This window comes from Paenibacillus xylanilyticus, from assembly GCF_047246825.1.
Lineage (GTDB): Bacteria > Bacillota > Bacilli > Paenibacillales > Paenibacillaceae > Paenibacillus > Paenibacillus xylanilyticus_B.
Genome location: NZ_JBFOLB010000001.1, coordinates 3,182,195 through 3,205,686, shown reverse-complemented (window position 1 = coordinate 3,205,686; position 23,492 = coordinate 3,182,195). Strand labels below are relative to the sequence as shown.

The 23,492-nt window shown below is 38.6% G+C and carries 12 protein-coding genes; 8 read left to right on the top strand and 4 right to left on the bottom strand.

The annotated features are described in order from the left end of the window. Window positions 1-3 precede the first annotated feature (3 nt). From AB3N00_RS14215 to brxL, 5 genes are all read left to right on the top strand, one after another. The gene (locus AB3N00_RS14215; protein ID WP_274359495.1) at window positions 4-570 is read left to right on the top strand and encodes a DUF1788 domain-containing protein; all 567 of its coding nucleotides are present in this window, start codon (window positions 4-6) and stop codon (window positions 568-570) included. Between the two features lie 18 nt (window positions 571-588). After that, window positions 589-4,155, top strand: a complete 3,567-nt coding sequence (gene brxC, locus AB3N00_RS14210) for a BREX system P-loop protein BrxC (protein ID WP_274359496.1) — start codon at window positions 589-591, stop codon at window positions 4,153-4,155. 75 nt (window positions 4,156-4,230) lie between these two features. Beyond that, complete coding sequence (gene pglX, locus AB3N00_RS14205; RefSeq protein ID WP_413035083.1) at window positions 4,231-7,791, top strand: BREX-1 system adenine-specific DNA-methyltransferase PglX; 3,561 nt, start codon at window positions 4,231-4,233, stop codon at window positions 7,789-7,791. Window positions 7,792-7,868: 77 nt separating this feature from the next. After that, window positions 7,869-10,427 carry a BREX-1 system phosphatase PglZ type A gene (gene pglZ, locus AB3N00_RS14200; protein WP_274359499.1) on the top strand — a complete coding sequence of 853 codons (2,559 nt, stop codon included), beginning with the start codon at window positions 7,869-7,871 and terminating at the stop codon, window positions 10,425-10,427. 18 nt (window positions 10,428-10,445) lie between these two features. After that, window positions 10,446-12,500 (top strand): protease Lon-related BREX system protein BrxL, encoded by a 2,055-nt coding sequence (brxL, locus tag AB3N00_RS14195; protein ID WP_274359501.1) that lies wholly within the window; start codon window positions 10,446-10,448, stop codon window positions 12,498-12,500. A 474-nt stretch (window positions 12,501-12,974) separates the two neighbouring features. On the opposite strand, the gene AB3N00_RS14190 is transcribed toward brxL, so the two are convergent. Then, on the bottom strand, window positions 12,975-13,253 hold the full coding sequence (locus AB3N00_RS14190) for a hypothetical protein (RefSeq protein ID WP_095288530.1): 279 nt from the start codon (window positions 13,251-13,253) through the stop codon (window positions 12,975-12,977). Next, window positions 13,240-14,220 carry a ParM/StbA family protein gene (locus AB3N00_RS14185; RefSeq protein WP_095288531.1) on the bottom strand — a complete coding sequence of 327 codons (981 nt, stop codon included), beginning with the start codon at window positions 14,218-14,220 and terminating at the stop codon, window positions 13,240-13,242. The genes AB3N00_RS14190 and AB3N00_RS14185 overlap by 14 nt, the downstream gene beginning before the upstream one ends. 796 nt (window positions 14,221-15,016) lie before the next feature. Here AB3N00_RS14185 and AB3N00_RS14180 point away from each other — a divergent pair. From AB3N00_RS14180 to AB3N00_RS14170, 3 genes are all read left to right on the top strand, one after another. Beyond that, window positions 15,017-15,793: a hypothetical protein gene (locus AB3N00_RS14180; RefSeq protein WP_274359502.1), complete on the top strand. Its 777-nt coding sequence runs from the start codon at window positions 15,017-15,019 to the stop codon at window positions 15,791-15,793. A gap of 132 nt (window positions 15,794-15,925) precedes the next feature. Beyond that, window positions 15,926-17,653 (top strand): hypothetical protein, encoded by a 1,728-nt coding sequence (locus AB3N00_RS14175; RefSeq protein WP_274359503.1) that lies wholly within the window; start codon window positions 15,926-15,928, stop codon window positions 17,651-17,653. A 543-nt stretch (window positions 17,654-18,196) separates the two neighbouring features. Then, the gene (locus AB3N00_RS14170) at window positions 18,197-19,132 is read left to right on the top strand and encodes a four helix bundle protein (RefSeq protein ID WP_274359504.1); all 936 of its coding nucleotides are present in this window, start codon (window positions 18,197-18,199) and stop codon (window positions 19,130-19,132) included. Window positions 19,133-20,217: 1,085 nt separating this feature from the next. Here the strand turns inward: AB3N00_RS14170 and AB3N00_RS14165 are convergent. Continuing rightward, entirely contained in the window at window positions 20,218-20,754 is a 537-nt protein-coding gene (locus AB3N00_RS14165; protein WP_274359505.1) for a YkvA family protein, read from the bottom strand. A 65-nt stretch (window positions 20,755-20,819) separates the two neighbouring features. After that, window positions 20,820-23,072, bottom strand: coding sequence for a dynamin family protein (locus AB3N00_RS14160; protein WP_274359506.1), 2,253 nt, complete (start codon window positions 23,070-23,072; stop codon window positions 20,820-20,822). Window positions 23,073-23,492: the final 420 nt, after the last annotated feature.

Sequence of the window (23,492 nt, the reverse complement as noted above, 5' to 3'; positions counted from 1 at the left end):
CGTATGGCGAATATTAAAAGTAGGCTTGATAAAATAATACCGAAGATCAGGGAAGATAAGTTCATTGAGGGCAGAGGCTTGGGAAACGAAATTAGCTTCTATGTGTTTGATTACGAGCCTGAGAACGAACTGCTGGTTCGAGATTATATCCCTCACGTATTGAAGGAGTTCAGTCACGAAGGTTCTGGACGCAAACTCATTGAGTTCGATTTATATAAGATGCTCATTGAGATTGCCAAAGAGAAACGGATCTATGACCGAATTCCTCAAATGGAAGAAAAACAGGGCAAGGATGCCTTGTTTAAAGCGATGGCTAACTTTGCAAAACCTGAAGTGTTTCTTCAAAAGATAAAGGAACAATTGGCCGATAATAATGTTGTGCTCATTACTGGTGTTGGAAAGGTGTATCCATTCGTACGTTCCCACAATATTCTTAACAATCTTCAAGAGGTGCTGGATAAAACTCCTGTCATTATGTTTTTCCCAGGGAAATACGATGGATTATCATTACGCTTATTTGATCGCTTCAAAGACGATAACTATTATAGAGCATTTCGTTTAGTGGATTAATTTCGAGGGGGAAGACTTGTGCAAATTAAAGACATGTTTGTAAAAGACATTGAACGTAGCATTAAAGGCGTAATAAAGGTTGCTCAAACCGATGAAGATAACATATATCAGGAACTTGATGAATATGTCGTGACACGAGAACTTAATAAGCACTTATCCAAATTCTATGAAAATTATCAGCAAGGTATTGATGGAAATACAGATAAAATGGGCGTTTGGATTTCGGGCTTCTTTGGTTCGGGTAAGTCACATTTTTTGAAGATCCTTGCATACTTGCTTGAAAATAAAAAGGCAAAGGATAAGAGAGCTGTGGATTTCTTTGCTGATAAAATTCAAGATGAACTCATTTACGCTAATATGAAGAGAACGGCAAATGTAGAAACTGAGGTCATTTTATTTAACATCGATTCGAAAAGCTCTTTGGATAACAAGTCGAAAGAGGATGCGATCCTTCGGGTATTCACGAAAGTCTTCTACGAGCATATGGGCTTTTATGGGGATATCCCTGGTGTGGCCGAGATGGAGAAGTACCTGACCAAAGAAGGTGTGTATGAGGACTTTAAACGTGAGTTTAAAGTGGCGGCAGGCGAAGAATGGGTTGACCGCAGAAACACCTTCTATTTTGATGCTGACTATGTAATTGGAGCCTTAAACAAGGTTACTTCCATGTCCGAGGAGACGGCTCGTAACTGGTTCGAGAATGGTGTTAATAACTTTGAGATTAGCATCGAAAAATTTTCGAAGGACGTAAAAGAGTACATTGCTCAGAAGGGGAGCAACTTCCACCTCATTTTCCTGGTCGATGAGATTGGTCAATACATAGGTGACAGTAGACAACTGATGCTTAACTTGCAAACGTTGGCGGAGGATCTCGGAACGCATTGTCAGGGTAAAGTATGGATCATGGTTACTTCGCAGGAGAGCATTGATAGTATTGTTAAGGTGAAGGGTGATGACTTCTCCCGTATTCAAGGAAGATTCGATACGAGATTGTCACTCTCCTCCATATCGGTTGATGAGGTAATAAAAAAGCGGATCCTTGATAAGAAGGAACATGTTGCTGATAAATTGAAACTACTTCATCATGAGAAGAGTGCAACACTCAAGAACCTTATGAGCTTTAAGGATAGCACAGCGGATTTGCGTGGCTTTGAAAATGATCTGGAGTTTGCTGATGTATACCCATTCCTTCCATACCAATTCAAGCTCCTCCAGAACGTTTTCGAACAAGTTCGTAAACACGGTAGTTCTGGCAAGCACTTGTCAGAAGGAGAGCGTTCCATGCTCTCTGCATTCAAGGAAGCTGGATTGCGGTTTAAGGATGCTGAAGAGGGTACACTCATCCCGTTTTATGCTTTCTACGATACAATTAAGGAGTTCCTAACCCCTACAATCGCAAGGGTTATTGAAGGTGCATATGAGAATCCAGTATTAAAAGACGATCCGTTTAACATGGATCTGCTTAAAGTGTTGTTCATGATTAAGTATATTAAAGAGCTTCCTGCGAATATCGACAATGTTGCTACGCTCATGGTTACACAGATCGATGAAGATAAGTTGGCTTTAAAGGATAAAATTAAGGTTTCACTCCGAAAACTGATATCCCAAACGCTTATTCAGAAAAACGGTGAGTTCTACTTGTTCTTGACGGATGATGAGCAGGATATTAACCGTGAGATCAAAGCAATGAAGATTGAAGAGGATGTCATCAAGCGGGAGCTTGCCAATTATATCTATCAGGACTTATACGATGACAAGAGATATCGTTACTCGGCACAATACCAATTCCCATACAATCAGAAGATGGATGAGAAGAATATCGGAAATCAAACATCAAGTATTGGCATTAATATTCTTTCGCCGCTGTCGGATCACTATGCCAAATCAGAACAAGAATTGATGCTCATGTCTTCTGGAACTGGTGAGATGATTCTAAAGATGGGTGCGAATGGAGCATATGTGGAGGAAATGGAGGAAGCTCTCAAGATTGATGAGTATCGGAAGAAGAAAAATCTGAATCAACTTCCAGGTAACATTCAGAACATCTTGAACAATAAAAGGGATGAGGCTATTGATCGCAGACGCAGAGTGCGAGATATGCTGGAGGAAGCCATCAAAGACGGCTTATTCTACATCAATGGTAATAAAGCTGAGATCAAGGGTTCAACGGTGAAAGAGCGAATTAACGCTGGATTCCTTTCATTGGTCGAAAATGTGTATACGAAACTTGGATATGTGAAGAACTTCTTGGAATCAGAAAAGAATCTCATCTCGATTTTGAGAAGAAATAATGAGCAATTGACCATTGATGGTGGATCGTCGAATGCAAATGAGCTGGCAATAAAAGAAGTCATGGACTTTATTAGCTTGCAGGATAGCATCCAGAAACAAGTTAGGGTCAAGGGGTTATTGGATCGTTTTAAGGATAAACCTTATGGGTGGAAGGAACTCGATATTTCTGGTTTGATAGCAGAGTTGATGAAGGAGCAACGAATTCGCTTACGTCTCAATTCCGAGTATTTGGAACCTGAAGACGGTAATACCGTCAACGCTTTGACCAAAACAAGCGAGATTGATAAGGTTATTGTTGTAAAGAGGGTTATCGTTGCCGAGTCATTATTGAAAGTTGCGAAGAACATCTGTAAGCAAGTGTTCAACAAAACGGATGTTGCTGATGATGAGGATGGTCTGATCAAGGATATTCGTCACCTGATTGATCAACAAATAATCGAGATTAAAGCACTCAAAAACCGTTACGAAGGAAGAAAGTATCCAGGCGGTAGTCTCTTGGATCGTGGACTTGAATATTTCGGGGAGTTTACGAAAGGCTTAGATAACGTCTCATTTTTCACGAAACTTCGTGATCTGGAAGATAATCTTCTGGATTGGGAAGAAGACGTTACGTATGTAAAAAGCTTCTTTGCTTCCCAAAAAGAAATTTTTGACAAAGGACTCCATGCAATTGAGAAATACCAAGAAAACGATGTTTATTTATCGGGTGACGAGATCAAGGGTTTTGCAGATAAACTGCAAGAGATATTAACAGAAGTACAGCCTTATCGAAAAATCAAGGATATTCCTGAACTTGTGAATAAAATTGATGAACAAATTCAAACGGTGCTTGAGGAGAAGAAAGTAGCGGCGAAAAGTGTTATTCAATTGGATTTGAATCATCTGACATTGCGTGCGAATGAAGATGGGGTGTTTGAAGAGACAAAAGAACGAATCCAAGCTTACTATGAAAACTTGTTCAATAGTATGAATGAACTTGTGGACATCTTTAAGGTGGATGCGACAATAACACAAAGCACAACCTTCAAAGACAAACAAGAACTCATTATTAATCGTGAAATTCGTGAGTTTGAGGAAAAACAACAAGTTGAACCACCAGTTATAGGTGGCGGAGGAGGTAAAGCTAATGTTGTAGTGAAGGCAACTCCTCAGCGGGAATGTGTAAAGGTGAACACATTACTTTCTACCAAAACACTGAAGACGGAAGCAGATGTAGATATGTTGCTGGACACATTGTCAGCAAAACTGAAGCAGATTATTAAGAGCAACAAACAAATTGAGTTTATTGATTAATGCAAAATGCCGTGGTCTATGGCCACGGCATTCTGACTAAAATACATCCCGAATATAGGTTGGTGAAAAGCACGTATGAATAAGACAGCTTTAAAAAACTTTGCGACGAATGCTCGTAAAGAGTTGATTGAGAAAGTCAAAGCTAAGGCTTTTAAGATAGGAATTACGGAAGAAAATATTAAGAAGGCTCAAATTGAAAGTTCAGATGGTATATATATTGATGGGAAACGGCTAACTGCAACTGAGAAGAAACAAAGGGAGAAACTAATATTTCGAATTAGGGAAATCGGGTATCAGCAAGTAGTCGAAGAAGTTGCATATACCTGGTTTAACCGTTTTACAGCTTTGCGGTTTATGGAGGTTAACAACTATCTTCCTACCAAGGTAAGAGTCCTGTCATCCAGTAATCCCGATAGCTCTGAGCCAGATATTATTAAAGAGGCATTGACGGTTGACTTAGAGATTGATAAAGAATTGGTTTATGATTTGAAGGTAGATAATAAGACAGAAGAGCTATTCAAGTATTTGGTAATTAAGCAGTGTAACAGCTTGAATAAAGATCTTCCGTTTATGTTTGAAACTATAGATGACTACAAAGAAGTTCTTTTTCCAGAAGGGCTATTAGCGAAAAGTTCCTTTCTTCGGGAGATGACGGATCTAACAAACATACCAGCATCCGATTGGGAACAAGTTGAAATAATAGGCTGGCTGTATCAATATTATATCGCAGAAAAGAAGGAACAAGTGTTTGCTGATCTCAAAAAGAATATAAAGATCAGCAAGGAAAACATACCTGCCGCTACTCAAATCTTCACTACCAACTGGATTGTACGTTATATGGTTGAGAACTCATTAGGGCGTATTTGGATAGAAAGCTATCCTGATAGTTCATTAAAGTCAGGTTGGGAGTATTATTTAGATGATGCTATTCAAGAAGAAGAAGTAAAGAAGCAATTCGAAGAAATTCGCTATAGAAATGTATCTCCAGAAGAAATAACTTTTCTCGACCCTTCCTGTGGAAGCGGACATATTTTGGTGTATGCATTTGACGTTTTATTTACGATGTACCTTGAGAAAGGTTATTCTGAGAACGAAATTCCAAAATTGATTCTTGAAAAAAATCTCTATGGTTTGGATATCGATGATCGAGCTATTCAATTAGCATCTTTCGCAATTATGATGAAAGCGAGAGAAAAATCCCGTAGAGTTTTTGGACAAGATATACAGCTGAATATTTGTGCAATTCAAGAAAGTAACTGGATGACAGATGAGATATTAAAAGTTTTGGTTGATGATAAGGCTCCAATTGTTGAACAAAACACCCAGAAAGAAAAACTACAATATATTAGGACTAAATTTAAGGATGCAAAAGAATATGGCTCGATATTAAATGTAGAATATTTAGACACAGATTTTTTAGAAAAGAGATTAATTGAACTTAATAATGGGCAAGAAGAACAGGCTGATATTATTGAATTTTTGTCCATAGCAGAGATAATAGAGAGATTACCCTCAATTATTAAGCAACAAAAAGTGATGAGTAGTAAATACGCCGTTGTCTGTACGAACCCACCTTACATGGGGAGCAATGGAGCAGGGGAGAAATTGTCTAATTTCTTGAAGAAGAGCTATCCAAATACAAAATCGGATTTATTCTCTTGTTTTATTGAAAAAGGATTTGATTACTTATCAACAAGCGGTTTACTTTCTATGATCACGATGGAAAGTTGGATGACCTTATCGAGTTATGAAAAATTAAGAGAATACATCGTGAATTCCAAGACATTGATAAACATGGTCCATATGCCATACTTGGGAAAAGGTGGAACAAGTTTAGGCATTAATTTTGGAACAAGTGCATTTATAATTAGAAACACATTTATAGACAATTATTCTGGACAGTATACTTATATTCGATACTACGAAACAAACGAAGAAGGCGTACCGTTACAATTTCCAACTATAAACGAAAGATATAAAACAGCAAAATCAAAAGACTTCTGTAGAATTCCAGGTATTCCTATAGCTTATTGGATAGATGACAGCGTATATGATATTTACAGGGAATCAAATCGTTTTTCTGATTTTGCTTACTCTTTTCAAGGTATGATTACTGGAGATAATAATTATTATTTAAGGCTATGGTATGAGATAAATAATAATAATTTATTGATCGGTTGTTCTAACATCCAGGAGATGAACGAAAAATCACCAATTTGGATTCCCTATAAAAAAGGTGGGAAGTATTGTAAATGGTACGGTAACAATGATTATGTTTTAAGATGGATCGATAATGGAAGAGGACTAACAAGAGCAAGAACTGAAAATAAAGCATATTATTTACAAGAAGGAGTTACATGGTCTTATTTAACTTCAGCAGAATTTTCAGCACGTTACTTTGAACCAGGATATTTGTGGGATGTACATGGCTCAAGCTTGTTCCTAAATAATCAGGATGAATATTCATTATATGAATTAGTAGCCTACTTAAACTCACCCGTTGCAAAATATATTTTAAGTGTTACAAACTCGACCATTAGTTTCCAAGTAGAAAATATTATCGGACTACCTTATATTCAATCACAAAATCAAAAACTACGTATTGATGAACTCGTGGTAGATAATATATCTATTTCGAAAACCGATTGGGATAAAGTAGAGACAAGTTGGAATTTTAGATCACATCCATTTTTACTAATTAAAAACCATGCTAATAAAGAAAGTGACCAAATAGGTTTAAAAGATAATACTCTGGAAGAAACGTTTAATTACTGGAAAACTTTAACTGAAGAACAGTTTTTTAGAATGAAAGAAAATGAAGAAGAATTGAATAGAATCTTTATTGAGACAAATAATTTGAATGAGTATCTATCTCCAGTTGTCGATGAGTCAGAAATAACAATTAGTAGAGCGGATAAATTGAGAGATACTAAGACTTTTATTTCTTATGCAGTAGGTTGTATGTTTGGAAGATATTCTTTAGATCAAGAAGGTCTTGTTTATGCTGGAGGAAACTTTGATCCAAACAAGTATCAAACCTACCAAGTTGATAAAGACAATGTTCTACCGATGATACCAGGTGCAAATTTTGAAGATGGTATTTTATCCAAATTTGTTGAATTTGTGAAAGTTAGTTTTGGTGAAGATTATTTAACTATTAATCTTGACTTTATTGCTGTCTCTCTCGGAAAGAAAGATGGAGAGACAGCAAAAGAAGCAATCATAAGATATTTACTAAATGATTTTTTCAAGGACCATCTCCAAACGTATAGGAAAAAGCCAATTTATTGGTTGTTTACTTCAGGCAAACAAAAAGCATTTAACTGCCTAATTTACATGCACCGCTATGACAAATCAACTTTGTCGAGAATCAGAACGGATTATCTGCATGAGCTCCAGATTCGAATGGATACTGAGAAGAAAACCTTGCTTGATGTTATTAATGGGGATGGTACAACTAAAGAAATTGCTAATGCGAAGAAAGAACTGAAGTCTCTGGATTTGAAGATTGAAGAACTTCGATCATACGATGAAAAACTTCATCACATGGCAGATATGCAAATCGAGATCGATCTTGATGACGGTGTAGCTGTGAACTATGCAAAATTTGATGGTTTACTCGCTCCAATCAAATAATTTGGGTACAATGGGGTATGCCAGAAATTGTTGGTGTATCCCTGTTTTCAACCTGATTGTAAAGGTGTTGATAGATAATGAATATGGATGAAGTTACTAAGGCACTGCAAGATGCTTTTCTTCTACCGCTCAATGAGGGCGAACATCGAAAAATCATCTTCTGGTTCGATAAAGACCTGGAGTTTGCTGAATATATACATGAGATTTCCCTTGAGAACGTCAAAGTGCATACGTTGACTGAGGGTAATAACTTCTATACTAAGGTGTTGCTCGAAGAAGAGGATCCGACCTCGAACTATTTGATCTACTCCAACCTGGACATGAGTATGGAAGACAATTGGTTGTTGGATACAATTCTGTACTCGAAGAAGTTCTATGCGGATAGGATATCCCTTATCATGAATGAACTGAACATTGATACTTCTCTTCGGAGTTCAGTAAAGACATACGAGAAGTTCTTTGGGAGTAAGGATCGGATTAAGAAATTTAAAGGGTTCGAGGTTAAGGCGAATTCTGAAGGAACAATTGAACTAATGATGATGAGTGCGTTATGCAACATCAAGACACCAGATTTTGAGGATGTTCTAAAGGTTGTACTGATGGATTCAATTGATGACAGTGAGAATAAGCATCTGGATTCGATTGCGAAGTATGTAGGGTTAGAAGTGTTTTGGAATGCGGTAGCTGAGCGGTATGGCTATGAGCAAAGTCAAAAGTCACTTAAAACGCTGTTTATCCATTTGACGGTCACTGCACTTAGCCATGCGGTTAATGAGGAACGTCTTTCACTGGTTAAAGGCTACATTGCTACTCGAAATAAGTCCAATGCTTTGCTGTTCGTTGACCACTGGATGCATCATAAAACGGATTATCATCTGTATGACCGATATGCAGAAATCGCTGAGAAAGAAATCAAGCTATCGGATATCATAAATCAGCTCCCTATTGAAGAATTCAAGGCGGCGGATATATTCCCATACTTCGATAAAGCAATTATCATCTATATCGCCAATAGTCTGGAAGATCGACTGGAGGATTATGATGCATATACGAAGCTAATTAACCTGCGGAGAGCGAAGCATTACTACGAGCGATATCAATCCATTTATGAAGCCCTCTACTACACCGTTAAGATGTTCGAGTTTCATAAGAAATACAGCATGGGTATTCCGAAAACGCAAGCAGTGGACATGTACCGAGCTTATGTGAATGACTATTACCAAATGGACATGTTCTATCGGAAATTCTATGTTGCATACGATAATGATTCGAACAGCGAAATCTTGAAGAAGCTCAAAGTGATGGTTGAGAACCTATATACGAACTGGTATATGAGCGAATTAAGCTCGCATTGGTCCGCCGCTGTGCACGATGAGTTAAAATCATGCTGGGTACTACCAGGTATTCTAAACCAGAAGGATTTCTATAGAAGCTTTGTTTCACCTAAAATCTCGAATGGTGATCGAGTATTTGTTATCATATCGGATGCCCTGCGTTATGAGATAGCCTCAGAGCTTACGGACAAGCTTAACTCGGAGACGACAGGAGCTTGTGAAATTCAACCACTGTTGGGAGTCGTACCTTCTGTAACCAAGATGGGAATGGCATCACTTCTTCCGCATAAGAATTTGGAGATCGATCTAAGTGGAAAAGTATTTGTGAATGGGAAATCTTCCAGTGGGATAGATAATCGTATTGATATCCTACAAGGAGCAGTAGCTGATAGTACCGCCATACACTATCAAGAGCTGAAAAACATGAATAAGGCTGGTCGCAGGGAAACTTTCAAGGGTAAGAAACTGGTATATATTTATCACGACAGCATTGATGCAACGGGAGATAAGGCATCAACCGAGGTCTATACGTTCACAGCGGCTGAGAAAGCTATTGATGAATTGTACGATATAGTTAAAATCCTCAAGGATGATTTGAGCGGTACAAACATTTTCATCACTGCGGATCATGGCTTCGTTTATCAACGTGATGCATTGGAAGAGAGTGACAAGATTGAAAAGGAAGGTATTCAAGCGTTTGAGGTCAAACGGAGACATCTTTTCTCACAAGAAAATGGAGAACGAAGCGGTCTCCTTGATATCAACATGGATAGTCTAATTAAGAATGAGCATAAAATCACCACTTATGTTCCGAAGGCGACTATTCGTTTTAAAATTCAAGGTGCTGGTGCTAATTTTGTTCATGGGGGAGCCAGTCTTCAAGAGATCGTTGTGCCACTCATACAATTTAAGAACATTCGAGCTGGGCAGAAGAACAGTCGTGAAATCGAGAAAGTGGATGTAAAGCTCACAAATACCACCAGAAAGATCACGAATAGCCTGTTCAACCTTACCTTCTTCCAGACGGAGAAAGTGGAGGACAAGCGGGTTCCTCGAACGGTTAAGATCTACATGGTGGATGATGCCGAAAGCGTGATTAGTAATGAGGAACTCGTCATCTGTGATCGAACATCAGATAAGCCAGACGAGCGTACATTTAAGCTTCGCTTTGCGTTAAAGTCGATACCATATGATAAGAATAGTAACTATTACCTCATTACAAAAGACATTGAGACAAATATCGTCATTGAAAAAACGCAGTTCACAATCAATTTGGGCATAGTTAGTGACTTTGATTTTTAGAGGAAAGGAGAGGGACGAATGGAGTCACTAAGCGAAGGACAAACGATCGATTTAGATAGGAAACTGAATGATGTTTTTTCAGGAAGGGTTGTTCGAAAAGACCTGACAAAGCTAATGAAAGAGGGGGCAAATGTCCCTGTTTATGTTCTTGAATATCTTCTTGGTATGTATGCCGCTACAGATGATGAGGATAACATCCGAGAAGGGATTCAACGGGTAAAGAAGATTCTCTCAGAGAATTTTGTTAGACCAGATGAAGCAGAGAAGGTCAAATCGAGAATTCGGGAACTCGGTCAATACTCCGTAATTGATAAGATTACGGTAACGCTCAATGAGAAGATTGATTCCTACGTGGCGGAATTCTCAAATCTGGGGCTTAAAGGGGTTCCGATATCGCCGAGTTACGTCAAAGAGTTCGACAAACTCCTGGCAGGCGGAATCTGGTGCATGCTGAAGATGGAATACTTCTTCGATGAAGAGGTCAAAAACAGCAATCCGTTCAGCATCAGTAGCTTGAAGCCGATTCAAATGCCGAATATGGATCTGAATGAGGTATTTGAGGGCAGGAAGAGCTTTACGAAAGAAGAATGGATCGATGTACTTATTCGCTCAACAGGAATGGAGCCTACACAACTTGAGGATAGAGTAAAGTGGCATTTACTTCTCAGGCTTGTACCGCTTGTTGAGAACAACTATAACATGTGTGAACTCGGTCCACGGGGGACGGGGAAATCACATGTGTATAAAGAGATATCGCCTAACTCGATTCTCGTCTCTGGTGGCCAATCGACCGTAGCTAATCTCTTCTACAATATGTCAACTAAGAAGGTTGGTTTAGTTGGATTATGGGACACAATCGGCTTCGATGAAGTTGCGGGTATAACCTTTAAGGACAAAGATGGTATACAGATCATGAAGGATTACATGGCATCGGGATCATTTGCACGGGGAAGAGAAGAGAAGGCGGCTTCTGCTTCCATGGTATTTGTAGGGAACATCAACCAAAGTCTTGATTCACTGATCAAGACATCCCATTTATTTGCACCGTTCCCTGAAGCCATGGCGAATGACTCTGCATTCTTTGATCGGATGCATTATTACCTCCCAGGCTGGGAAGTACCGAAGATGCGACCTGACTTCTTCACAGATAAGTATGGCTTCATCGTCGATTACATGGCTGAATATTTTAGAGAGATGCGGAAGCGTTCGTTTTCAGATGCTCTGGATCGGTATTTTAGGCTTGGTAACAACCTGAACCAACGTGATGTAATTGCAGTGCGTAAAACGGTATCAGGGTTAGTGAAGCTTCTGTATCCAGACGGGGAGTATACGAGAGACGACATCGAGGAGATCTTGAAGTATGCTCTCGAAGGTAGAAGAAGGGTCAAGGAACAACTCAAAAAAATAGGCGGGATGGAGTTTTACGATGTCCATTTCTCTTATATCGATAAGGAAACAATGAGCGAAGAATATGTGTCAGTGCCAGAACAAGGCGGTGGAAAGTTGATCCCTGAAGGAATGGGCAAACCAGGACATGTATATACGGTTGGTCATGGAGATTCTGGCATGATCGGGGTTTACAAATTGGAGAACCAAGTCGTTTCGGGGACAGGGAAGTTTGAGAAGTCGGGTGTCGGATCCCATCGAGGAGTGAAAGAGAGCCTGGATACCGCCTTCCGATACTTCACTTCAAACAGTAAGAGTATCAGCGGCTCGATTAGCACGAAGACCAAGGATTATTTGATGCATATTAGTGATATGCAAGGCATTGGTTTGACAGATGATTTAGCGATTGCCGAATTGATTGGACTATGCTCAGGTGCATTGGAGCGACCCGTTCAAGAATCAATGGTCGTGCTTGGTAATATGACTGTTGGTGGTACAATTGCTAAAGTCGAGGAGTTTGCTAATACACTTCAAGTGTGCGTAGATGCAGGAGCTAAGAAGGTATTGATACCTGCGTCGTCCGTAGTGGATTTTCAAACGGTTCCCGCAGATCTGCTGATAAAGGTTCAACCCGTGTTTTATTCGGATCCGACTGATGCTGTGTTTAAGGCGTTGGGGGTAGGATAAACATATGGAGGATAAGGTACATAAAATCATTGCTGAGCTTGATTATGGTTCTGCTTATATCATTACCTGTAACGATCCTGACGGGGAAGAAAGGTGTTATGATCTTTGGTTAGACAAAGAGGACACTATATACCGTTTACAGACCATCTAATTGCTTGATGGTAAACCAGAAGAGGTTAGGCAGACTGTTGGGTACAGCAAGACAGAAATCACAAGGAAACTGATCGAGCTGTCAGCCTATGATAAGTTCCATATCCGTGAAATCGACTGAAAATAAAAGTTGTCAGGTCGTCGGAAGGGTGGTTTTCGGACTTTTTTAAGGATTACTGCCTAAGAAGTTTCCATCACGGCTTTTAAGAGGTAACACTCATTGGATCTTATTTGTAGTCGAAATACATGTGAATTGCTAAAAACCCTGCCGATAATGCTCAAATAGAGCAAAAAAGCAGGGTTTTCGTTTGAAAACAAGTGAAATCAGAAGAGTTGTGATAAAAGCTCGACATCTTCCTCTAAAATCTGGTGCTCAGGAGGGGGAGCGGACAAGGTTTGCGGAGCATTGCCCTGCTCCTGAAGGATCTGCAACACCATGTTCTTGATCTCTTTTTTTGATACGGGTGATTGCCCGCCGCCGCTGATAAACACTTCTAACGCTCTTGCAATATAGTCACTTTTATTCGTAATACCCTGCAAATGGTCATAAATATACTGATGCTCTTTCTTGAATGATATGGATAACCGATTACGATTTCCCATGATGTTTCGCCTCCAGGATTGTGAGAAAGCTCAATACGTTTGACATTTGTGGATCGTTAGATATAGCGGCGGCAGGATATTCTTGTTTTAGATGCTCCTTTAGCAATAACGAACCCCCACCTACGACTATGACTTCACTATTTGAAAAACTAACTTTTCGACTACGAGCATAGTTGAATATCTCCTTAACATGATTGGTCATCGATTGATCAACAATTTGTTTGCTTTCCACCATCTTCTCCCCGTTGATAATCAAGTGTTTGTCCCGATATATCGCCTCAACGTCAGAATCGGAAACGCTGATGCCGTATTCCGTTGAGAGCTTGTCCGCTATTTTTGAGCGAAGAATGTTCACCCCAAGATCAGCAGTGACCATTTTGTCGTAAATAGGAATCAGGTTGTTAAATTCCTGGATGTTGACATTAAGCGAGCCAATATCGAAGATCAATACCCGTTTCTGCCGATATAAATTTAGGTTGCTGTAGATGGGACCAATGCCTTCAGGGAAGAGGTGGATACTTTCAATACGGAAAAGAAACGGCTTGTTATTGACAATGATATTGATTGTATCGCCGTTGTTTCGGATGAATTCACTGAATTCGATCTTCTGTTTCTCATTTTTATACAGGCTGATCGGAATATTAACTGCCAATGAAATTTTACTTAACACGATGTTCTGCTTCGATTTTTTGAGCAATTGGGCGATAGCGAGATATATGCATATTCGATGCGTGTCAGTCTTTTTGCTAAGAGAAAAATCCATCTTGCTTTCTCCAAGCATGTTCCCCAAGAGATAGGTTTTATTTCCGAATTCAACCGAATATGAACCTGGTGTTAAGTCAGCCCCTAAGTTGCTGACTTCCTCAACTTTGGTTTCGAACTTGACCTTTTGTAGCGTCCCTTCCTTCATGATTCCCTTTGTAGTTGACTTGCCGCTGTCCACGGCGATTAGAAAATGGTTGTGCATGTTAGTAGCCCCCTCTTTAGTAGTTTTATAGATTATATGCACATTTTATCTGAGATAGTCGGACATGATCGCATGTTTTGGTCTAAGGCTGTCGGATAATGGGCGATGAAGTCGGACTTGGCGGGGGACGTGGGATTGACAGATAAAAAGGGTTGTTAGATACATCAGAGGGGTAAATCAACTTTCGGAATACATATACCTGTATATAAGGGCAAAAATTCTTCGATAAGTTTCTCGCATGCGATCTTCTGTAGGTAATTTCGCATCCATACCAGTAGATTTAATCGTCAGATAATATGTAGCATCCTCCTTATGCAACCCTCCAAAGAACATAAGCATTCGTCTTACGGTACAGGTTTCAATTTTCGCCTTCGCTTTTGAATCTTAGCAACCGTCTGCCTGTTTGTTGCCAGAAGTAATCGATCGTCATGTAGGATTTATACATTAACCTATATAGGAACGCCAAAATCAGCGTTTCAGGTTGCAATGAACAGCATTTGCGTAATGATTTTGGTATTAAGCATCAATTCAATTGGCTTGCGGTAAAGTTCCTGATAGTATGTCTTTCTTCAGTAGGCTTTCAAAGCCAAGAGGTTTTAATAGCTCATTATCTGCTGTCGCTGAATGAATATGAGAGGTCTGTCCACAGCGAACAGACTTCTCCCTTCCCCTCTCCCCAAGGATCCTCCTGTTGGCTATGTCAACCCCTGAATGCTCCGACCTGGTTCGACGCTTATTGCCACTCAGACAATTACTTTTTCCATATGATAGGGAGAGAGTGATAGGGGGAATAAGTATGATACAAACAATTGTCTGTGAGATAAATAGAGCGGAATACACGGTAAATTTAGTTTATCTGCGAGAAATGCTTAGCAGTACCATTGAGGAAGGGAAATTTTTAAGGCAAGAGCTGAATCAAATCGTAGGGAAGTACGGAGAGGATGTTGACTTTAGGTCTACAAAAGATGTCACTCGGTTTATTAAGTTATTGCTTAGATCGGAGGATACTGAGGTGAGAAAAATTACGAATGAAGCCTTGGACAGATGGATTGAACAAACCAAGGATGTGTTTTTCATTAAGCTAAAGAACTACAAACGATGCCGTGATAGATATAGGAAGATAGCCACATTTATTAACTCGCTCTCAATTACTTTTGATGAATGGGGTAATAACTGCGTGCATGCTTTTATGGAGTCGAATTTGAGAACGGCAACTATTAACCCACAATTTACTGTAAACAGGATAGGCGGGATATCAATGTTACAGCCTGCCATGCCGTTTTCGATTACAGAGATGATGGGATTGCTAAGCTTCAATGTGGCGATTCAATTCGAGTCGAGCGATGAGATGGTAGGTTTTCTGAATAAGTATGGTGATATCATTTGGGGAGATTACATGGGGGAATGCTTGTTGGTTAGTGGAGAAGTATTATACGCCCAAATGATAGTAAGCGAATACGAGGTTATCCCGTTCTTTGACAGTGAGGATGAGATGAAGCGATTGATTGGGCAGTTCAATTTGGAGTATCGTAGACCATTAGCAATATCATCAAAGATCATTATCAAGGATTAATTAGCATGCCATGAATAAATGTTAAGCAAGGGGGTCAGACGCTATAGAACCACAAAGCCGTATTCAGGCATTGCAATCTCCGTTATCCTCTATATGCAACAGAACATAATGCAAACCGAGGGGGAGATATAAATGAAAGTAAAAGAGAGCTACTTCAGTGGACTATCAGAACAGATCATTAATAAAGCAAAATGGAGTCGAGATAAATTTGTGGTGTTTAATCATGAGGCAGGGACAGGCAAAAGTACAAGAACGCATCAGATTATCGGTGGAATGACGAAGAAGCAATCACATCGGGTACTGTATGTGCAACGGTTCCTTAAAGACGATGAGCTGAACAATACTGTGAAGGCTATTAATCGCAACGCAGGACGGAAAGTGGCAATTAGCATCACAGGAAAGGACACAGAGAAAGGTAAATCAACAGAAGTATTTGAACGTAGCCAGGTTATTTGTATTACTCATCAAATGTACATTCAGGTTTGTAAAGGGGAGCACCAACACTTGATAAAGGATCGGGATATTCTAATCATAGACGAGTTTCCAGACTTGCTTGAGAAGATTAATATATCAAATTACGAAATAGGTCTTCTTTGGACTGAATGTAGAAAAAGGAATGTACCTGCAATAGAGGAATGGGCGATATTGCTTCGTGACTTAATAGATGAAGGTAATGTAGCTAATAATGTCATGAGATTTACCGACTTTTCTGATGGTAAAGATCAGCACTATGAACCGATGATAAAATCTGCCATTAACAAGTTGGATGACAAGAACTCGAAGATATATAAGGGGATTTTGAAGGAAAGTCTTCAACTAACAAAGAATGGTGGATTCTTGTTTGAAGATGGGTTTCATACCTTTAATGACAACAGACAATTTGTACTCCTAAAGAATAACATCATTCTCGATGCGAACGCTGCGTTCGACTATAGGTATAAACTTTATGGCAAATTTGACCTTCATGAGAAAGAGAAAATGTACGATTATGCTAAGGATACACTACATCATATTAACGTTAAAACGACTAAGAACGCATTAAAGAAGTTCGAAAAATTTGTTAAAGAGTCGTTAAAAGAAATTCAACTTGAAGGTAAAACAGGAATTCTTTTCGTAACGGAAAAAGCAAACGTTGATAAATTAGAGAAAGAAATTGTTCAATACTTCTCAGATTACGGAAATAGCCTTTCAGAAATTGAAGGTAATTTAAAAATCAATATAAAGATCGACTATTTCGGTAACTTAATAGGGGTGAACCATTATCATGATTATGATGCCGTTGTTTTGCTTAAAACTCCTCACTATGATTATCTCACGTATGCCTTAACCTACCAATACTACATGCGGTTGACTGGGCAACCTGTTGAGAATGTTGAATTGTTCAAACATGAAATAGTGGAGGCTATTCGGCAAAGTACAGTTGCAGGTGAGATGTACCAAGCGATAAAAAGGATTAATCGGGACAATAGCAGGCGTGCAGATATATACGTTTTTGCCGATTTTCAGGAAGCTATAGATATGGTGATTGAGCAATTGCCGAATATTCAGTACAACAAAAAGAATCTTGAGGAAAAGCAGAATACTGGGAGACATTATGACAAAACGAAGAGAGAGAAATCCACTAAAAGTGAAAAGGCAAGAACAATACTTCTCGAAGCTAAGAAGAACGGTATAGAAATGATGCAAAAGCTGGAGTTGAGGAACTTGTTGGAGATAAAAAGCGGAGGGAACCTCACCAAGATACTGGATAAATTAGAGGGTTTCTTTAAAGAACACGGGATAAGTCAAACTGGTCAGCAAATTTGGTTTCACGATAATTTGAACGAGTTTGAATATAACAAACTTCGTGAGTCTGCTTAATAAGGGTGAAGCTTATGTTCTTGTTTCATGTAAGCTATACTCTTGTGTTGGACGTTCGAGAGAACTTGTTCTTATAGGTGTTAGGCTTTGATTGAGGGATACCATAAATGATTGATTAGATCTCTACAAGCAGATTTTAATTGAAACGATGGTTTTATACTTTGCGGGATATGATGCTTGCATCCTAAAGGTTTAGGTTGCCATAAGGCAACCGTATATATCAGTGATTGATGCTTAACTCTATGAAGAATAAATTTGCAATGCTATGATTTTACAATCAATTCATGATGCCAATTAATAAAAGTTGTATCGAAATTAGCAATTCCTCTTATATAGGAAGAATTCAATACAACTTTCTAAGTAAAACCCAATTGATGAAGCGGAAAACTCAAGGGATTTAAAGAACGAACGTCCAGATACAACTTTACTGTAGGATAACCTATACTCAAACGAGGTTCGACAGAAAAAGCCTTTTTACGAACTGCCAAAAAGGATAGAGTAATGTTATCAACAAATAAACTTACTACTGGGGGAATATAACCAATGCTATCGGGTGGAACAATTATTGAGGGAAATGAAAACGTGAAACCATTAATTAGTTTGCAAGAAGCAAGTGAGACGATAAAGCAGTATAAAATGGAGAATCTCTTTGAACTCGCCTGGGAAGCGTACTCAAAGGAATGGGATCACGGCTATGCGTGGTTCGACTTTAAAAATGGGGAAATAGTGAGCGGTCATGAACATCTCATCGATCCGAAGCATTCCTATCTAATATTAATGAAAATAAGTGAGGCAGACTACCTATTTGAGTGGGACGATTATGATGAAGCATCCGATTTCGAGAAATTTAAGGATCGATTATCTTTACGTGATTGGTGTGAATTAAAAGGAATTGACCATCGGGAACGCATCAGAGACGGGGTACTGCGTGATCCACAAAGGTGGAATGAATATCACCAGTTACATTCTAAGCTGTATACTGGATTAAACGATTGGTATCGTAAGCATAATGTAACTGTTCAAACGGAGTATTCTACTCAAAATTCTCAAGCCAATGAAAAAGTGAGGAATGGACAATTGGGTGAATCAAAGGAGAAAGATTATTTTTTGAGGGATTTCAAGACGTTGACCTTGTACAAGAAGGCAGTAGAACTTGAGGAGATAATTGATAAATTGGCTGAATCTTTTCCGCAAGATGAAAAATATCGCTTAACGGACCAGTTAATTCGTTGTACCACAAGTATAGGTGCAAACGTTGCGGAGTCAAATGGCGGTCAGTATGCTGGCAGGGAACGCTATCATCTCGGTGTAGCGTTTTCCTCGGCAAATGAAGTTAGATATTGGGTTGAGCGAGCTTTTCGCAAGACGTATATTGATCAAGTGACATTTGAGCGGTTGGATGAAATGACACAAGAGTTGAGGAGAATAATGGGCGGGATGTTCAAACGCTTAGATGGTTTGAAAGGTGAATCTGCTTAGAAGAATGAAAAAACCATGGAGGTCTTTGTTTCCATGGCATACATAGATCTATTCAGTGTCTGAAATCTGATGAGATATTTGTCCAGGATTTGATGTGAGCGGCGGCAGTAGTCAGCAAGTTTGTCATAAAGGTTACTGACCATTTATTATTAAGAATGGTCAACATTTTAATCAGTCTTTGGACAAGCAACTCCGTCAGCAATCGGACAATGATTGGGACACATTCTGATGAATAATTGTCGGATGATTTCAGTTAGCAATCATTCGAAGCAATCGGATAATCGTTCCTCGAAATATTCGCCTTCTTGATCCTCGCACATTCTCTATGCTCCTCGATTAACTGAACATCATTTTCATCATCTAAACAAATAGGGCACTCACAAGGAGTATTGTCACCTCGGAATTTAGAACCCTAATTTTCTTGCCATCACCATCGCATGGGATATCATAAATATTCATCTGTAGATCCTCCTCTTCTGGCTTTTCCCAATACCGTTACCTTCCAAACTATAACGGGAATATATGTTCCTATTTGGTTGAAGATAGTTTAATCGACAATTAAGTTGTTAGCAATAGACGGTCAAACACATCAATATAAATCACACTTTATTGGTTATGTTGATTGTGCTATACTATTGTCAAAATTCATGTGTAAACACAGAGGTACTTCATCGAAGGTAATTTACTGGTAAAAAAATCAGTAGCGTTGCCTAAAGATTGGAGTACCTCTTCTTGTCGTCTGACAGGAAATTTAATGGAGTAGGAAGGTGCGATTCTCAGTGTGAAGGAAGTCTGAGAAGTTGATTAAAAAATGGTCTAAATAAGTTATGTACCGAGTTTCGAGTTGCTTAATTGATTTTTCGAAACGAAGGAATGCGGCTTCGCAGATTTTGAAAATGAGAAACTCTCCACAGAACATATAATTATGTTAAAAATGACCCTGGAGTCATGGATCGCTTTTATTCGTTAATTTGTTCTGAAAGTTGTTGTAATAGTTTGACTGTACGATCATAGTCTGCTCTCATTATACTTTAATTAAATTCATGCAAGAGAACGGAGAGAATGCGTGATTCTCTCCGAACACTTTAGTTGAAAAAGTCCTCAGCTTGTTTCCGATGTTCATCCGTGATATGGGTGTTTATGCTATTGAACGCTACCCAGAAAGCGGCGGCATCGTCAGTGTACCCAAGAATCAAGATGAAATCAGGAATTAAATCAATTGGAAGTACAACATATGCTAACGCACCAATAGCAATTGCTTTTGCTTTCATAGGTGTTTTAATATCGATCGCACAGTAATACATGGCTAATGCATCTTTGGCAAAGGGGATTTTTGATGCATGTTTTTTTAATTTTTTCAGAAAATTATCTTTAACATACTTTTCTTGCTCATTTGAATCGCCAATTTTTGCTATCCAAGTTTTCGTGTCAATTTTTTCATCTTTAGAATAGGCGTGGTCTGTTGCCAATGCAGTAGCTAATTCTTGTTCTGACTTATATACACTTAGTTCTACATCCTCACTAAATTTGGATTTGCATGTACCGCAGATTGCTTGTGCGAAACTTTCAGTATCAATGTTATTGAATTGACCACAATTTTGACACTCCATTTGTCTAATCAACGTATATTATCCCCTTTAAAATGATGATGGAATCTAAAATTAATAAGAGATGAATATGAAGTCTGTTATATTGACATTGACATGTTTTGAGTAGGTAATGCCTTTAAGTTTTCACTGCCTTCCCAGGGGAGTTGTCCGAAAAAATCTTCTAACCCTTTATTTATTGTAATCATATCTTCAATTGTTCGTGGATCACTGGTTTCAATAATCGTTTTCAAGTTATCCAAGTGTTCTTCAATTTTTTGCAGAATTCCTTCGACAACTTCATTTAACCCAATCTTACTATCATCCCAAAACTTAGTGATTGCATCCGAATAAGAGTTAATAACCTTTTCCTTTTCCAGAGTTTTAATCACTTCTTTTGCCAACCTTTTTTTCCAACCATCACCAAAGAGAGATGTAACAATTGCAAATGCTCCAATAGCTAATGCTATACCAATAGTGATTGGCCCTCCAATCATTGCTACGAAAGAAGCCGCCGCCGCAGTTCCACCTACTGAAATTCCTAAAGCGCTCAGTAAGCTGACACCTTTTGCAACAAGAATATATCCACCAAGGTTTCCAACAGTTGCCGCCCATAATCCTAATCCACCAAGTACACTTGCTCCAGCGATTCCTCCTGCGAGTGCACCTTTAAAATCAAAGGGTATTTGAACGTTACCGACAGATATTTTACTCAATGAATTTGCTTTCTTCTCAACATCTTTAAAAAATTGAGTCAACATGGTGTTGAACTCTGAGGCACTGCCTTTAAGTATCTCCTGCATCTTTGCATAATAAAGATCAGAGATGTTGGAGAGAAGATACTCTTTAGCCTGTTTTTTATCGTAGTTTTTCTCATTAATTAAATTTATAATGTATTTTTCGGTGATGGTCTCCTTTTCCCAAAGTTTTATTTCGAGTGTGTTGCTTTTTTGGGACTTATCAATGAACGAGATAAGCTGGTTTCGAAGGGCGTTTATCTCCTCGAACTTTTGAGGCTTTTCTCGAACGGCTTTCTCATACTCCTTTTTAGAGTTTTCACGGTCTCGCAAAATGGTCTCATATTTTTGGACTTCATTTGCAAATAAGGTGAGAGATTCATTTTTAAAATCCTCAATAGCTTGGTTTAATCTTGCCTTTCGAATAGTAGGTAATGAATTCACAAGCAATTCTCTGAATGCATTTTCAAATTCTTCACGAAGAACTGGGGTATCAAGTGAGTACGAGAAAAATCTTGTTTTAAATATTTCAACAAATTCTCTTTTACTAACATTAAAGATTTGTTTAATCAATTCGTCAGAGAGTTGCTCTGAAAACGCCATGGATCTTGTTTCTAATACTTGTGGAATTTTTTCAGGACCTACAACGTGTGACTGAGAAGCTATTACAAATAGATTTGAAAGCAACGGAACTTCTTTTGTGTTCAAAACTGGCAATGTGCGGATTACATCTTTTAGGAACAAAATATCAGATTGCTTATTTAAGAAACTGTTGCTCTGGCATAAGAACAAAACAATATCTGCCTCGTCTTTAGCCCTTTGCGCTCTAACCGTATCATCCATTTCTTCAGTTCCGAAGCCTGGAAGATCAACAATGTCGCAAGACAGTAAGATGTTTGAATCTAAATAAACGACAGCGGAATCCACCTCTTTATGAAGTTTGTTTGAGTTTCTATTACAGTATTTTTCTAATATATCGTAGTTTCCTACGTGCAGAGCATGATCCCTGCAATACTCTATATCATGAATTCTTCTGAAATTCCAGCCTTTGTCATGAGCTTCTGCTTTGAAAATACTAACATGGTTTTCGCCCATCCAAGCTGGTTTGTCATTAATATGTTTCACGTAGACGGTTGATGACGTTGTCGGTGTCCATTGAGACAAAAGCGCATCAATTCCTGTAAGGCTATTGATCATTGTGCTTTTCCCAGCATCAGATGGACCGAGCAAAGCAACGAGGGGTTTTGCTCCGTAAATGTTAATTAAATCATCTAATTCAGATACTTTCTTAATAGCCGTCTGATATTCAGGTTTTTTCTTGAAAAGTTCCATTGTTGGAGCTATGTAATATTTTAAGGCGTTTTTCTTTAAGCTCTCTTCTCCATAAACATTAGGAATATCAAGGGCTTTAGGTTGTTCTAATTTAAAATTACTCAAAACATCGTTTGGTAGCATGCGAGCTACACTGCACAGATTCATAAAGAATTCGAGTGACATGTTTCCAGGATTACTTTCCATTCTGGAGATATAGTCTTGTCCGCATTGAAGAGCAGAAGCAAGTTCAGCTTGGGTGTATCCTAACTTTTCTCTAAGACCTTTTAGATCAAAATCTTTCATTTTAGCACGCCTTTCTACTGGAAAATTTATGTACAAGATATTTATACCATATTGCTTTTTAGATGTAAATATTGGATATGCAAAAATCCATATTATAATATACGAATAACAAAAAAAGGGGATGCATCAGGACATATTTGATTGAATGGTCAGGTATCTCAGTTGATGCGAAATGACGAATCGAAGTGATTACTTGGCAAAATGATCGAACCTTACTTAATCTGATTAAGGAAACCTAAAAATCCTATAAAATAGGGATTTATAAAATTAGCCCAAAACACTTGGCCATTGAATCTTCCTCAAGGGTCCTGATACAATAGTTTTGTATGATTGGCATATTTTGAGGAAGAGAGTCCACCTTTGAAGATAGATTCTCGATTTCTTGACTTCAAATAAAGTGGGGCAGTGAGGAAGAAGACG